General features: G+C 57.7%; 13 protein-coding genes and 1 pseudogene. 3 read left to right on the top strand and 11 right to left on the bottom strand.

All coding sequences use genetic code 11. From position 1 onward, the window contains the following. Positions 1 to 19: 19 nt before the first annotated feature. The 5 genes from B347_RS0120385 to gcl all read right to left on the bottom strand — a co-directional run bounded on the left by B347_RS0120385 (position 20) and on the right by gcl (position 5509). Entirely contained in the window at positions 20 to 841 is an 822-nt protein-coding gene (locus B347_RS0120385; RefSeq protein WP_019411545.1) for an ion transporter, read from the bottom strand. 39 nt (positions 842 to 880) lie between these two features. Next, positions 881 to 1789, bottom strand: coding sequence for an urea transporter (locus B347_RS0120380; RefSeq protein ID WP_019411544.1), 909 nt, complete (start codon positions 1787 to 1789; stop codon positions 881 to 883). Positions 1790 to 1903: 114 nt separating this feature from the next. Next, a complete protein-coding gene (locus tag B347_RS0120375) occupies positions 1904 to 2794 on the bottom strand; it encodes a 2-hydroxy-3-oxopropionate reductase (RefSeq protein WP_019411543.1) in 891 nt (296 codons plus the stop codon). Between the two features lie 100 nt (positions 2795 to 2894). After that, the gene (hyi, locus tag B347_RS0120370; protein ID WP_019411542.1) at positions 2895 to 3677 is read right to left on the bottom strand and encodes a hydroxypyruvate isomerase; all 783 of its coding nucleotides are present in this window, start codon (positions 3675 to 3677) and stop codon (positions 2895 to 2897) included. A gap of 56 nt (positions 3678 to 3733) precedes the next feature. After that, entirely contained in the window at positions 3734 to 5509 is a 1776-nt protein-coding gene (gene gcl, locus B347_RS0120365) for a glyoxylate carboligase (RefSeq protein WP_019411541.1), read from the bottom strand. Positions 5510 to 5777: 268 nt separating this feature from the next. Here gcl and B347_RS0120360 point away from each other — a divergent pair, with 268 nt between their 5' ends. Further along, a complete protein-coding gene (locus tag B347_RS0120360; RefSeq protein ID WP_019411540.1) occupies positions 5778 to 6203 on the top strand; it encodes a GlcG/HbpS family heme-binding protein in 426 nt (141 codons plus the stop codon). 80 nt (positions 6204 to 6283) lie between these two features. On the opposite strand, the gene B347_RS0120355 is transcribed toward B347_RS0120360, so the two are convergent. Beyond that, positions 6284 to 6889 (bottom strand): TetR/AcrR family transcriptional regulator, encoded by a 606-nt coding sequence (locus tag B347_RS0120355; protein ID WP_019411539.1) that lies wholly within the window; start codon positions 6887 to 6889, stop codon positions 6284 to 6286. A 133-nt stretch (positions 6890 to 7022) separates the two neighbouring features. On the opposite strand from B347_RS0120355, the gene B347_RS0120350 reads away from it, so the two are divergent. After that, complete coding sequence (locus B347_RS0120350) at positions 7023 to 7964, top strand: DUF808 domain-containing protein (protein ID WP_019411538.1); 942 nt, start codon at positions 7023 to 7025, stop codon at positions 7962 to 7964. Here B347_RS0120350 and B347_RS0120345 read toward each other — a convergent pair. Continuing rightward, positions 7961 to 9166 carry an MFS transporter gene (locus B347_RS0120345; RefSeq protein WP_019411537.1) on the bottom strand — a complete coding sequence of 402 codons (1206 nt, stop codon included), beginning with the start codon at positions 9164 to 9166 and terminating at the stop codon, positions 7961 to 7963. The genes B347_RS0120350 and B347_RS0120345 overlap by 4 nt on opposite strands. A 214-nt stretch (positions 9167 to 9380) precedes the next feature. Between B347_RS0120345 and B347_RS0120340 the strand changes: the two genes are divergently transcribed. After that, a complete protein-coding gene (locus B347_RS0120340; protein ID WP_019411536.1) occupies positions 9381 to 9983 on the top strand; it encodes a TetR/AcrR family transcriptional regulator in 603 nt (200 codons plus the stop codon). 54 nt (positions 9984 to 10037) lie between these two features. Here the strand turns inward: B347_RS0120340 and B347_RS0120335 are convergent, their stop codons facing one another. The 4 genes and pseudogenes from B347_RS0120335 to B347_RS0120320 all read right to left on the bottom strand — a co-directional run. Continuing rightward, entirely contained in the window at positions 10038 to 10823 is a 786-nt protein-coding gene (locus B347_RS0120335) for an outer membrane protein OmpK (RefSeq protein WP_026014315.1), read from the bottom strand. Positions 10824 to 11183: 360 nt separating this feature from the next. Then, positions 11184 to 11969 (bottom strand): outer membrane protein OmpK, encoded by a 786-nt coding sequence (locus B347_RS0120330; RefSeq protein ID WP_019411534.1) that lies wholly within the window; start codon positions 11967 to 11969, stop codon positions 11184 to 11186. A gap of 92 nt (positions 11970 to 12061) precedes the next feature. Next, positions 12062 to 13426: a nucleobase:cation symporter-2 family protein gene (locus tag B347_RS0120325; RefSeq protein WP_019411533.1), complete on the bottom strand. Its 1365-nt coding sequence runs from the start codon at positions 13424 to 13426 to the stop codon at positions 12062 to 12064. A gap of 81 nt (positions 13427 to 13507) precedes the next feature. Further along, positions 13508 to 13995: pseudogene (locus tag B347_RS0120320) on the bottom strand (urate hydroxylase PuuD); the annotation flags it as partial.

Genomic DNA, 13995 nt, shown 5'->3' with positions numbered 1-13995 from the left:
AGATTAAAAAGCACTTTGGTTATACGTTTTTGGTAAATAAAGCATTGCCACAGCGCGAGCAGAAAGAAGCCGAGGGTTCGTGCTGGTCTTTCTTGCAAACCGGGCAGTCGTGTTTAAGTTTTTCACCGCGCATGGCGTTGGCTAACTCAGCGGTAAAAATCCCGGTGGGCACGGCGATGATCGAATAGCCGGTGATCATCACCATGGCCGAGATGATTTGCCCCGGGACTGTTTTTGGCACGATGTCGCCATACCCTACAGTGGTCAGGGTCACGATGGCCCAATAGATGCTGACCGGGATGCTGGTAAAGCCGTTTTCCGGGCCTTCGACCACGTACATCAAGGTGCCGAACACGGTCACTAGGGTGGACACACCGACCAAAAACACAATGATTTTTTGTTTGCTGCCGCGCAAGGCCGAGAGCAGGTAATTGGCTTGGCTTAGGTAGGGCACCAGTTTGAGAATCCGGAAAATCCGTAGCATGCGGATGATGCGGATAATCAGCAGGTACTGCGCGTCGCTGTAATAGATGGCCAAAATTCCCGGCACGATGGCCAGCACGTCCACCAGCCCGTAAAAGCTGAAGGCGTAGCGCAGGGGTTTGGGCGAGCAGTACAGGCGCAGGCCGTATTCGACCGCAAATACAAAGGTGAAGCCCCACTCGATGTAGGCCAACTGATCGGCGTAGTTGCGGTGAATACTGTTGATGCTGTCCAGTATCACCACCACCAGGCTCGCCATGATGATCAGCAACAACGTGGTATCAAAGCGGCGTCCGGCTGGCGTGTCGGACTGAAAGACCATCACGTACAGGCGCTGACGCCAATCCTGATTATTCATGGAGGATGCTCGATACCCAAAGGTCAGAAGATTCGGGTATTAGCGCTCGATGCGCAACCTGCTTTGCGCGTCATCTGCAACGGGTTCTGGGCTGAACAGCCGTACACCGCTGGCGATCAACCAGCAACCGAGCACAAACGGGGCGGTCAATGGAGGTAATCCTAGTGCCTTGAAAACCGGCGTCAGCAGCAAGGTGATGACGATACCGCTGAGTGGCAGCCAGACGCCGCGACGTAATTGGCTCAACGCCAATGCGGCCAACGCCGGGTTGTAGCCTGCCAGCCCGCTGAGCGCGGTACTGGTGTCGTGCAAGTAAAGACTGAACATCAGGCCTGCCAATGAACCGACGAGTGCCCACACCGCAGCGCGCCAATGGCTCAGCCACAGACCGAGCACAATCAATAACCCAGCGGCCGGGTGTTGCAGCAGCATGACCTGCCCGATGCCTTTAAACAGCGCTGTAACTAGGCTGAGGCCGCTGATTACGTGTGCCTGTTCGGGCAGTGCAGGCAATGGGTGCAGCCCGAGCAGCAGCCAGCCTATGCCTACAAACGGCGCGGTATAGATCAGCAGGCTGTGGGGATGGGTGGCCCGTTTGAGCCATTGATCAACCAGCATGCTGCTGAGTCCAGCGCTAGCGATGATCAGCAGCGGCAGCATGGCGGACCACGGCAGTTGATGGCTCAGCAAAAGCCCCAGCAGCACGCCGTTGTAACTGTACAGCCCGGCCTGGCGCTCGGTTTTTGGATAGCCGCGCCGTTGCGCGGTCAGTAAACCTGCAACGGCGCCGAGCAATGCGCCGCCGAGCAGTGCGGGGGCGCTGATCAGAATGGCCAGTAGGCACAAAACACCGCAGAGCGGGTGACGTTGCAGGAAAATCTGGCTGAAACCATTGCACAGGGCAGTGGCCCAATCGGGGCAGAGTGGGCTGAGTGAGGGTGAGCGCATGGGAACTCCGGACACGTAGTCGCTGCCAAGGTACGAAGGCTGCAATGCGGGCCGCTTCGCTGCCCATCGCAGCCTCATTCTTCGTCAGCGACTACACCATGTTGCGGGGGGAGGTTACTGGTCGCGGATAGAGAAGTTGGCCATGTGCTCCAGGCCTTTGATCAGCGCCGAGTGGTCCCAGTTGCTGCCGCCGATAGCGGCGCACGTGCTGAACACTTGTTGGGCGTTGGCAGTGTTGGGCAGGTTGATCCCCAGTTCACGGGCGCCCGCCAGTGCCAGGTTGAGGTCTTTCTGGTGCAGGCTGATGCGGAAGCCTGGGTCGAAGGTGCCTTTGATCATGCGCTCGCCATGCACTTCTAGAATCTTCGACGAAGCGAAGCCGCCCATTAGCGCCTCACGCACCTTGGCCGGGTCGGCGCCGTTTTTGGCGGCAAACACCAGGGCTTCGGCAACGGCCTGAATGTTCAACGCAACGATGATCTGGTTGGCCACTTTGGCGGTTTGACCGTCGCCATTACCGCCCACCAGGGTGATGTTTTTACCCATGCTTTGCAGCAGGGGCAGGGCGCGGGCGAAGGTTTCTTCATCGCCGCCGACCATGATGCTCAAGGTGCCAGCCTTGGCCCCGACTTCGCCGCCCGAGACTGGAGCGTCGAGGTAGCGCGCGCCCTTAGCGTTGATCTTTTCAGCGAAGGCTTTGGTCGCGGTAGGTGAGATCGAACTCATGTCGATCACTACTTTGTTTGGGCTCAGGCCAGCTGCAATGCCGTCTTCGCGAAACAGCACGTCATCGACCTGTGGGGTGTCGGGCACCATGACGATGATGAATTCGGCTTCCTGGGCGACTTCTCGCGGGCTGGCCAGTGCGATGGCACCTGCGGCCACCAAGTCGGCCGGAGCGGCGCCGTGGTGGGTGGACAGGAACAGGCTGTGCCCGGCCTTTTGCAAGTTGCTGGCCATAGGCGAGCCCATGATGCCGGTGCCGATAAATCCGATTTTAGCCATGACAAATCCTCTTGTTTTTATTAGACAAACAACCGTAGTCGCTGCCGAAGGCTGCGAAGGGTTGCGGAGCAACCCGTTCTCTCGCAGCCCCCGTGATTTGTTACACCGCGTTATGCGTTTTAAGCCACCCCAGCCCGGCTTCGGTGCTGGTCAACGGCTTGTACTCGCAACCCACCCAGCCCTGATAGCCGATGCGGTCGAGGTGCTCGAACAGGAAGCGATAGTTGATCTCGCCAGTGCCCGGTTCATGGCGCCCAGGGTTGTCGGCCAGTTGGATGTGGTTGATCTGCGGCAGGTGCTCTTGCATCGTGCGGGCCAGATCACCTTCCATGATTTGCATGTGGTAGATGTCGTATTGCAGGAACAGATTGGCGCTGCCGACCTTGTCCTGAATCGCCAGCGCCTGCTGGGTGTTATTGAGATAGAAGCCCGGGATGTCGCGGGTGTTGATCGCTTCCATCACCAGCTTGATGCCCACCGCTTGCAGTTTGTCGGCGGCGTATTTGAGGTTGCTCACAAAGGTTCTTTCGACAATTGCGTCGTCTACGCCTTGTGGCCGGATGCCGGCCAAGCAGTTGATTTGCGTGTTGCCCAGCACTTGCGCGTAGGCGATGGCCAAGTCGACCCCAGTGTGGAATTCTTCAACCCGATCCGGGTGGCAGGCAATGCCGCGCTCGCCCTTGGCCCAATCACCGGCGGGCAGGTTGAACAGCACTTGGGTTAGTTTGTTGGCATCCAGATGCGCCTTTATTTCGGCGGAGCTGTAGTCGTAAGGAAACAGGTATTCAACGCCGTGGAAACCAGCATTGGCAGCCGCTTGAAAACGGACAAGGAAATCCTGTTCGGTGAACAGCATGGACAGGTTGGCAGCAAAACGCGGCATGGTGAACTCCTGCTTTGGGTGCCCTTTCCCTGTGGGAAAGGGCAAGGGCTAATCAGTTAATCGAGCACGGAAATAGCGGTCGGTGCGTCGTTACCCACCAGCGCCAGGTCTTCAAACTCGTTGACGGCGTTGATTTCGGTGCCCATCGAAATGTTGGTCACGCGCTCCAGAATAATCTCCACGACCACTGGAACGCGGAATTCTTTGATCAGTTCTTGAGCCTTGCGCAGCGCCGGTTGGATTTGATCCGGCTCAAAGACGCGTAATGCTTTGCAGCCCAGGCCCTGCGCCACGGCGACGTGGTCGACGCCATAACCGTTGAGTTCCGGGGCGTTGAGGTTGTCGAAAGACAGCTGTACGCAGTAGTCCATTTCGAATCCGCGCTGTGCCTGACGAATCAGTCCCAGGTAGGAGTTGTTCACGACCACGTGGATATACGGCAGGTTGAACTGTGCGCCAACGGCCAGTTCTTCGATCATGAACTGGAAGTCATAGTCACCCGACAACGCCACTACGTTGCGGCTTGGATCGGCTTTGACCACGCCCAGCGCGGCCGGAATGGTCCAGCCCAGAGGCCCGGCCTGGCCGCAGTTGATCCAGTGCCGTGGCTTGTAAACGTGCAGGAACTGCGCACCGGCAATCTGTGACAAACCGATGGTGCTGACGTAGCAGGTGTCTTTGCCAAATACCTGGTTCATCTCTTCGTACACGCGTTGCGGCTTGACCGGCACGTTGTCGAAGTGAGTCTTGCGGTGCAGGGTGGCTTTGCGTTGCTGGCAGTCTTGCAGCCAAGCGCTGCGGTTTTTCAGTTTGCCTGCGGCTTTCCATTCGCGGGCCACTTCCAGGAATACCTTGAGCGCAGACCCTGCGTCGGAAACGATGCCCAGATCCGGGGTAAACACACGTCCGATTTGCGTGGGCTCAATGTCGACGTGAATAAACGTGCGGCCTTCGGTGTACACCTCAACCGAGCCAGTGTGGCGGTTAGCCCAGCGGTTGCCGATGCCCAGCACCACGTCAGACTTAAGCAGGGTGGCGTTGCCATAGCGGTGCGAGGTTTGCAGGCCCACCATGCCGACCATCAGCGGGTGGTCATCGGCAATTGTGCCCCAGCCCATCAGGGTCGGGATCACTGGAATGCCGGTTAACTCGGCAAACTCCACCAGCAGGTCGCTGGCGTCGGCATTGATCACGCCACCGCCGCTGACCAGCAGCGGGCGTTCAGCCTGATTGAGCATGGCCAAGGCTTTTTCAACTTGTACCCGCGTGGCCGAGGGTTTGGCCAGCGGCAGCGGCTCGTAGGCGTCGATGTCGAATTCGATTTCAGCCATTTGCACATCAAATGGCAGGTCGATCAGCACCGGACCGGGGCGACCAGAGCGCATCTCATAGAAGGCTTTCTGGAACGCATACGGCACCTGTCCCGGTTCGAGCACGGTGGTCGCCCACTTGGTCACGGGTTTGACGATGCTGGTGATGTCGACGGCCTGGAAGTCTTCTTTATGCAGCCGCGCCCGAGGTGCTTGGCCGGTGATGCACAGAATCGGGATCGAGTCGGCAGAGGCGCTGTAAAGCCCGGTCACCATGTCAGTGCCCGCGGGGCCGGACGTGCCGATGCACACGCCAATGTTCCCGGCTTTGGTGCGGGTGTAGCCCTCGGCCATGTGCGAGGCGCCTTCCACGTGGCGAGCAAGGACGTGATCGATGCCGCCCACTTTTTGTAGGGCTGAGTACAGCGGGTTGATGGCGGCGCCAGGAATACCAAAGGCGGTGTCGACACCTTCGCGACGCATCACCAAAACGGCGGCTTCGATTGCTCTCATTTTGCTCATTTGATTGTGCCTCTTACGTTTTATAATTGTATACAAGTGGCTGTGTGTCGAGTGTATTCATGGTCTGGTGTGCAGGTCAATCGGTTTTGTTTGATCGGGTGATCGAAGGTAGGAAGGCTTGAAGATAGGCCTTTATGGTCGGATTCTGATTGTTATTCTCTTAAAATTGTATACAAATATAATGATTATTGTGTTCTATTGTGCTCGTTGTGGTCACCTGAAACGGGTGTGCTGCAGGCTTTCCAATAACAAGATAAGGACGGCAACCATGAGTGCTTTAACCTTGAAAGTCGCTTTAAACCTGACCGCCCAAGCCCTCAGCGCGGGGCGGCAGATCAATGCATCGCCGCTGACGGTGGCGGTGCTCGACGCGGGCGGGCATTTGCTGGCCTTGCAGCGCGAAGACGGCGCAAGCCTGTTGCGGCCCAACATTGCGATTGGCAAAGCCTGGGGCGCCATTGCCCTAGGTAAAGGCTCACGCTTACTGGCGCTGGACGCACAGCAGCGCCCGGCGTTTTTCGCGGCATTAAACGGGATGGGGCAGGGTGACATCGTGCCTGCGCCGGGTGGGGTGTTGATTCGTGATGATCAAGGCGCTGTGGTGGGTGCGATTGGCATCAGCGGCGACACCTCGGACATTGATGAGCAATGTGCGATCAGCGCAATTGAGGTGTTGGGGCTTAGGGGGGAGTAGCTGCGCAGTTTCAAGCGACACGCTGCAAGCGGTAAGTTTGAAGCCGATCGCGCAACTCTTGTAGCGTGTAGCCTGCAGCTTCAATCTGGGGCGCAGCCCTTGAGCACCAGCCGAATGATGGTTTGGGTCGCGGCTTCGTAGTCGCTGTCGTCGAGCTTGGCTTTGCCGGTGATGGCGGAGATTTGCCAATCGAAGTCGGCATAGGTCTGGGTCGCTGCCCAGATGCTGAACATCAGGTGGTGCGGGTCGATCGGGGCGATTTGTCCACGGTCGATCCAGGTCTGGATGCAGGTGATGTTGTGCTTAGCTTGGGCGTTGAGCAGTTCGACTTGTTTTTCACTCAGGTGCGGAGCGCCGTGCATGATTTCGCTGGCGAATACCTTTGAGGCAAACGGCAGTTCGCGCGAAATCATGATTTTTGAGCGGATGTAGTTGCTCAGCACTTCGTTCGGCTCGCCGTCGGCGTTGAACGGGGTCGAGACGCGCAGTATCGGCTCGATGATGCTTTCGAGCACTTCGCGGTATAGGTTCTCTTTGGACTTGAAGTAGTAATAGACGTTCGGCTTGGGCACGCCCGCCTTGGCCGCGATGTCGCTGGTTTTGCTGGCGGCGAAACCTTTGTCGGCGAATTCTTCGCTGGCGGCTCGCAAAATCAGTTCTTTATTACGCTCGCGGATACTGCTCATAAACCCGGTATTTCCTTGCCTGTTGTGGCGGTTGGGCATGGTAGCACCGGGCTTGCGGACCGCTCAAGATTGCAGCTTATAGGCTGACGCACGCTATGCTTAGACCCACTCACACTTCAAGGAATCTTCCCTCATGGCTGGCAGCAGTTTGCTGATGTTGCTCGACGATATTGCCGCCGTACTCGATGACGTCGCGTTGATGACCAAAGTGGCCGCGAAAAAGACGGCCGGGGTGTTGGGCGATGATCTGGCGCTCAATGCGCAGCAGGTATCGGGCGTACGCGCCGAACGTGAGTTGCCGGTGGTCTGGGCGGTGGCCAAAGGTTCGTTTCGCAATAAATTCATATTGGTGCCCGCCGCCTTGGCGATCAGCGCGTTTGTGCCGTGGGCGGTCACACCGTTGCTGATGGTGGGCGGTGCTTTCCTGTGTTTCGAGGGCTTTGAAAAGCTGGCGCACAAGTTTTTGCACAGCAAGGAAGCCGATCAGACTGAGCGTCAGGCCCTGCAAGAAGCCGCCGCCAGTTCTGAGGTCGATTTGGCGGCGTTTGAGAAAGACAAAATCAAGGGCGCGGTGCGTACCGACTTTATTCTGTCGGCCGAGATCATTGCCATCACCTTAGGCACCGTGGCTGATGCGCCGCTGTTACAGCAAGTGGTGGTGTTGTCCGGTATCGCGGTTGTGATGACTATCGGCGTGTATGGGGTGGTCGCGGGTATCGTCAAACTGGATGACGGCGGCCTGTACTTGAGTCAGAAGACCGGAGAGGGCGCCTGGCGGCGCTTTCAGCGCAGCTTTGGGCGCGGGGTGTTAAATGCCGCACCGTACATGATGAAAAGCCTGACGGTGATCGGTACCGCCGCCATGTTTCTGGTTGGCGGTGGGATTTTGACCCATGGCGTGCCGGTGCTGCATCACTGGATCGAAGGCGTTGCGCAAAACGCCACGCCTTTGCTGGGTTCTGTATCGGTGATTGTGCCAACCTTGCTCAACGCCGTGGCCGGCATCATTGCCGGCGCTGTGGTGTTAGCGGTGGTTAACGTTGCAGGCAAGATCTGGCGCGCCGTTAAACGTTAGGCCAGCGCGCTGGAGTGGGCAGAGGTGCTGTTTTGCAACAGGCGATAGCCCACGACTGCAAACAGCAGCATGCTCAGACCCGCCAGCATCGACACGTTGAACCCGGCCGGTGCGCCATAAGCATCGATCACCCAGCCCCCCACTACGGCGCCGAGGGCAACGCCTACGCCTAGGCCGGTGATCATCCAGGTCAGGCCTTCGGTGAGCTTGGCGGGTGCGACGATGTTTTCCACCAGCGCCATCGCGGTAATCAGCGTAGGGGCGAAAAACAGTCCGGCGACAAACATGGCGGCGGCCAAGGTGATGATGCTGTTGGCCCACATCAGCGGCACCATGGTGATGGCAGTGGCCAGCGCCCCTAACAGGAAAAGTTTGGGCAATGGCATGTTCAGCTTGAGCATGCCGAAAGCCAGCCCGGCGATGCAGGAGCCCAGCGCGTAGACCGACAGCACAATACTTGCAGCGGCAGGCTGGCCCTGATGCTGGGCAAAGGCGACGCTGACCACGTCGACGGTACCCACAATGGTGCCCAGCCCGAGCAGCGCCATCATCAATACCAGCACTCCTCCTTGGCGCAATACGGTGCCGTTATTTTCTTGGGTGCGTGGGTGTACCGGCGGCTCGGTTTTACGTTGCAGCACAAACGCAGTCACCCCCACGGCCATGAAGATCGCCGCAGCGAGTGGCCCGGCCTGAGGAAATAGCGCCACGCTGAGGCCGACTGAAATGGGCGGGCCAACGATAAAACACACTTCATCGAGCACCGATTCGAAGGCGAAGGCGGTGTGCAGTTTTGGCGAGCCGCGATACAGCTCGCTCCAGCGGGCGCGGACCATGGCAGACATGCTGGGCATACAGCCGGCAAGGGCCGCGCAGACGAACAATGTCCAGTCGGGAGCCTCTAGATAGCTGCACAGCAGCAACGCGAGCATGGCGCACACACCGATGGCGGCGGCGCCTGGCAAGATGCGGCCTTGGCCGTAGCGATCAACGGCGCGGGATATTTGCGGTGCCAGCAACGCCATTGCCAGCGCGAAAGTCGCCGCCACGGCACCGGCCAGCCAATATGAGCCGTGCAATTGCGCGAGCATGGTGATGATGCCAATCCCCGTCATGGAAATAGGCATGCGTGCGATCAGGCCTGCGGCGCAAAAGGACTTGGTGCCGGGGGCGCTGAAAATCTCGCGATAAGGGTTAGCCATACAAGCTCCGGAACAATAGAGGCGTGGTGGGAGCGGGCTTGCTCGCGATGTAGGCGCTGCGGTTCGTATGAATCACGCGGTGATTCTATCGCGAGCAAGCCCGCTCCCACAGGTTTCGCTCGGTATCACATACGCGGCGTATGTAGAAATATACGCATACGCGGCGTATGTCAATTAACATACGCGGCGTATCTCAAAAAAAAAGGTGGCACACATGGCGCCCAAAGCGCGGTCGCAGATGATTGAACAAACCCGTGGCAAGCTGCTTGATGCGGCGCGTCAAGCCTTCGGCTCGATCGGTTATGCGCAGACTTCAATGGACGAGTTGACGGCCTCTGTCGGCCTGACCCGTGGGGCGTTGTATCACCACTTTGGTGACAAGAAGGGCTTGTTGAAGGCGGTGGCGAGGCAAATCGATACCGAGCTCGATACGCAATTGGCGCAGGTGTTTGCGCAAGCCGAGACCCCCTGGGAAGGGTTTCAGGCGCAGTGCAGGCTGTATCTGGAAATGTCGCTGCAAGTCGAAGTACAGCGCATCATCTTGCGTGATGCGCCCTCGGTGCTGGGCTCGGAGTATCTACTGAACAGCCAGTCTGATTGCAAAGCCTCGGTTGGAGTCATTCTGCAAGGCTTGATGGACACGCAGGTGATTCAGCGCACCGACCCTGAAGCGTTGGCACATTTGATTCAGGGAGGTTTGATGGATGCGTCGTTCTGGATTGCCGAGGCCCAGTACCCGCTGCAGCGCCTAACGGCGGCGCTGGGCAGCCTGGACGTGATGCTGCGCGGGCTATTGTTAACGCCTCGGACTGTGTAGTCGCGTGCTCGCGATCTTTTGATCGTTCAAAAGATCGCGAGGTTTAAGGCAGTATCAGAAGTGGTACTTGACCAACAGGCTCGCGGTGTCCTGATTGGTTTTGAATGAACCGCTGTCTTCGATGCCGTATTTGTTTTTCCAGTAGTCGTATTCGATACCGACATACAACTGCTTCGCGCCCCAGTTAAGTGCCTTGCCCAAGTCATATTTGATCTGTGGGTTGAAGTGCAGGTTGGCGTGATACGTGCCGCGGGCGTTTTGGTCGTTGTCGACTACCCAGTCCATGTAGCCGTCGATGACCACGTCGGATTTGCCCATCGGGAGGGTGTAAGACCAGACCGGGGTGATCTGCCAAACGCCACGGCCAGCACGATTGCCTTCTGGATAACGCTTGTAGAAGTTCAATTGGAAGAAGTCGAAGCCTGGCACATTCAGGTCGAAACCCGGGCCGATCAAGTACGAATCCGAATCGCCTTCACCAAACTCGTAAGTCAGGGCCAGCAACACGTCTTTAATCGGGCCAAATTCAAACTTCTGGTCGAAGATTTTGCCGAACGATAAGCGTGGGGTGAACTCGCCGTAGTACGTATTAGGGCCGAGGTTTCCGTCTTCTTTGCCGTTGTAAAAAATACGGTCGAGGAAGAAGAAGTTATCACCGTATTTCCAGCTGTCAGCGTGCTCGAAGGTCAGGGTCTGTTGAATCTTTGGATTCACCTGGAAGTCCTTGCCATACAAGTACGTCAGGCTGTTGGTTTGCCATTGCAGCAAGTCTTCGGCTGCTGCCGTTGACCCACCCAGCAAGCTCCCCGCAAGCATCAGGCCGGTAAGAATGCGCTTCATTCGGTTACTCCAAAATTTAAAAAAAATCTGCATGAATAAGAACGCGGTGCTCTGTTTGGCCCTTGGTTCTTTTGTTTTAAAACTTGCCTTTTTGGTCAGCTTTAATGCGTAAAGCAAGTGCTGGGCCATGCGTGTCGTGCGGCCAAAAAACAGCGCTCAACTGGCATCAGGCAGTTGAATGGCGGGAGACTAGAGCAGGCCGTAAACCCTTGGATTAAAAGCGAAAAGTTGGCTTAAAAGTCAGCTTTAAAACAGCGCCCATCTGTGAGCGGCCGCGGAGAATACTGGCTCTGAGGCTGGCACTCAAGTGCCCCGTCATTGCGCAGGGCGGGCAATGACAGGGCACTGACTGTATTTAGGTTAAAAGTGGACTTTGATCAGGGCGCTGGCAGTGTTCTGGTTGGTGTCTAGACGGCTGCTGCTGTCGATGCCGTATTTGTTTTTCCAGTAGCTGTATTCAATGCCGACATACAGCTGTTTTTCACCCAGATTAAGGGCTTTGCCCAGGTCATATTTGATCTGTGGATTGAGGTGCAGGTTGGCGTGATACGTACCGCGAGAGTTCTGGTCGTTGTCGACCACCCAGTCCATATAGCCATCGATCAGCACGTTGGAACGGCCCATTGGAAGGGTGTAGGAGAATGACGGGGTAATCTGCCAGACGCCCGTACCAGGACGCGGCCCTTCGGTGTGACGGCGATAAAAGTTAAGGGTGAAGTAGTTAAAGCCCGGTACCGCGAGATCAAAGCCTGGGCCGATCAAATACGCCTCGCTGTCGCCTTCGCCGTACTCGTAGGTCATCGCCAGCAATACGTCCTTGATCGGCCCGTACTCAAGTTTTTGATCAAAGATTTTGCCGAACGATAAGCGTGGGCTGAACTCGCCGTAGTAAGTGTTCGGCCCTTTGTTGGGGTCATCTTTGCCGTTGTAGAAAATGCGGTCGACAAACAGAAAGTTGTCGCCGTATTTCCATTTGTCGGCATGTTCAAAGGTCAGGGTTTGCTGGATTGACGGGTTGATCGCGAAGTTCTTGCCATAGAGGTAGGTGAGGCTATTGGTTTGCCACAAAAACAGATCTCCGGCCATGGCGTGACCGGCAGCCAAAAGCCCACCCGCGAGCGTAAAGCCCCAGTGTTTGCAGTGCATGGGAAACGTCCTTTTTATTTTTTTTGTGCCAGAGGCTGGCGGGTGTGTGGGGGGGAGAAAACCCGCTCCCACACAAACACACTCATCGTGCTTCAGTGCTGATGCACGTGACCGCTCATGGCTGCGCGCTCGGCGCCACCCAGTACGTTGAACAGCAGGTTGAGTGACACGGCACTGACGGCCGCCATGGCAATCCCGCTGTGGGTGATCGGGCCCATCCACAAGGGCAGGTGTGCGAAGAACTCAGGACGCACCACTGGAATCAGGCCCATACCGATGCTCACAGCCACCAGCAGTTGGTTGCGGCGGTCGGCGATGTCGGCCTCTTGGAGGATTTTGATCCCTGTGGCCGCGACCATCCCGAACATGGCAATCGCCGCACCGCCCAGTACGGCTGGCGGAATCGACGCCACCAAGTACGCCGCTTTCGGCAGCAGGCTGAGGGTGATCAGGAAGGCACCGGCCATGATGGTCACGGACCTGCAACGCACGCCGGTCATTTGCACCAAACCGATGTTCTGGGCGAATGAGGAGTGGGTGAAGGTGTTGAAAAAGCCCGCCACAAAAGACGCCCCGGCATCGCACAGCAAACCGCGCCGCAGCATGCGCGGGGTAACTTCTTGACCGGTGATTTTGCCCAGTGCCAGGAACATCCCGGTGGACTCGACAAAAATGATCACCACTACCAAACACATGGAGAGGATGGGTGCTAGGTGAAATTCAGGCATGCCGAAGTGCAGCGGTGTGACGATCTGGAACCATGGCGCCAGGCCAATGCCTTGAAGGTTGACCATGCCAATAGCACCCGATAAGACATAGCCGAGCGCCATGCCGATCAGCACGGAAATGTTGACCCAGAAACCGCGCATGAAGCGATTGATCAGCAATATGGTGGCCAGCACCAAGGCCGCAATAAACAGGTAAATCGGTGAGCCAAATTGCGCCGCTGCGCTACCGCCGCCTGCCCAGTTAACGGCGACCGGAAACAGCGACAGGCCGATGGAGGTAATCACCGTGCCGGTGACCAGAGGCGGGAAGAAGCGCACGACCTTGGACATGAAGGGCGCGATGATCATCCCGAAGAAACCGGCGGCAATGGTGGCACCGAAGATTCCAGTCATGCCGATGCCCGGCATGCCAGCCATCGCCACCATACTGCCCACGGCGGCAAAACTGGCGCCCATCATGACCGGCATGCGAATGCCCATGGGCCCAATGCCCATTGACTGGACGATGGTCGCGATCCCCGCCACCAACAGGTCGGCGTTGATCAGAAAAGCGATCTCTTCACGACTCAGACCGGCGGCTTGCCCAATGATCAGCGGCACGGCAACAGCGCCGCCGTACATCAGCAACACGTGTTGTAAACCAACCAGAATCAATTGCATCAGCGGCAGCCGCTGGATAGGCGGTGGCGCGGTCACGGCGGGTATGCGCGGTTCGGTTAAATCGGACATGCAACACCTCGGTCTTTTTATTGTTGTGAGCTAGTGGTGGGGTTGCGTGGCCGCCCACGGCGCGGCCACACCGCGTTCGTATCAGTTGGTTTGTGCTCCCGCGTTGACCCATGCGCCAATTAGGTCGCGCTCTTGTTGAGTCATTTGCGTGATATTGCCCAGCGGCATGATCTGGCTAGCGACGGCCTGGGCCTGAATCCGCGGTGCCATGATCTGGATCTGCTGCTCGGTGTCGAACATCACGCCTGCCGGGGCCGCGCTGAACAGCGGGCTGGTCGGGGTGGCGGAATGGCAGACGGTGCAGCGTTCCTGGATCACGGAATGGACTTTTTCGAAGTCAACGCTGGCCACCGGAGCGGCGGGAGCAGTAGGTGCGGGCGCTACTGCTGGCGGGGCATCCGCGGCTTTAACACCGCCCATGGCTGTTTCCGGCAGCGGCTGGTATTTGATGACCTTGGCCACGGCAGGTGCAGAAGGTGCGGGTTTGGGACCGGTCACATACGCCAGGCAGATCATGCCCAATGCCGCGACGGGTAAGGTCCAAGCATATTTGTGGCTGTCATGGCGGG

The organism is Pseudomonas psychrophila HA-4, assembly GCF_000282975.1.
Classification (GTDB): domain Bacteria; phylum Pseudomonadota; class Gammaproteobacteria; order Pseudomonadales; family Pseudomonadaceae; genus Aquipseudomonas; species Aquipseudomonas psychrophila_A.
The sequence above is the reverse complement of the archived record's forward strand: the minus strand, read 5'-3'. Positions and strand labels throughout refer to the sequence as shown.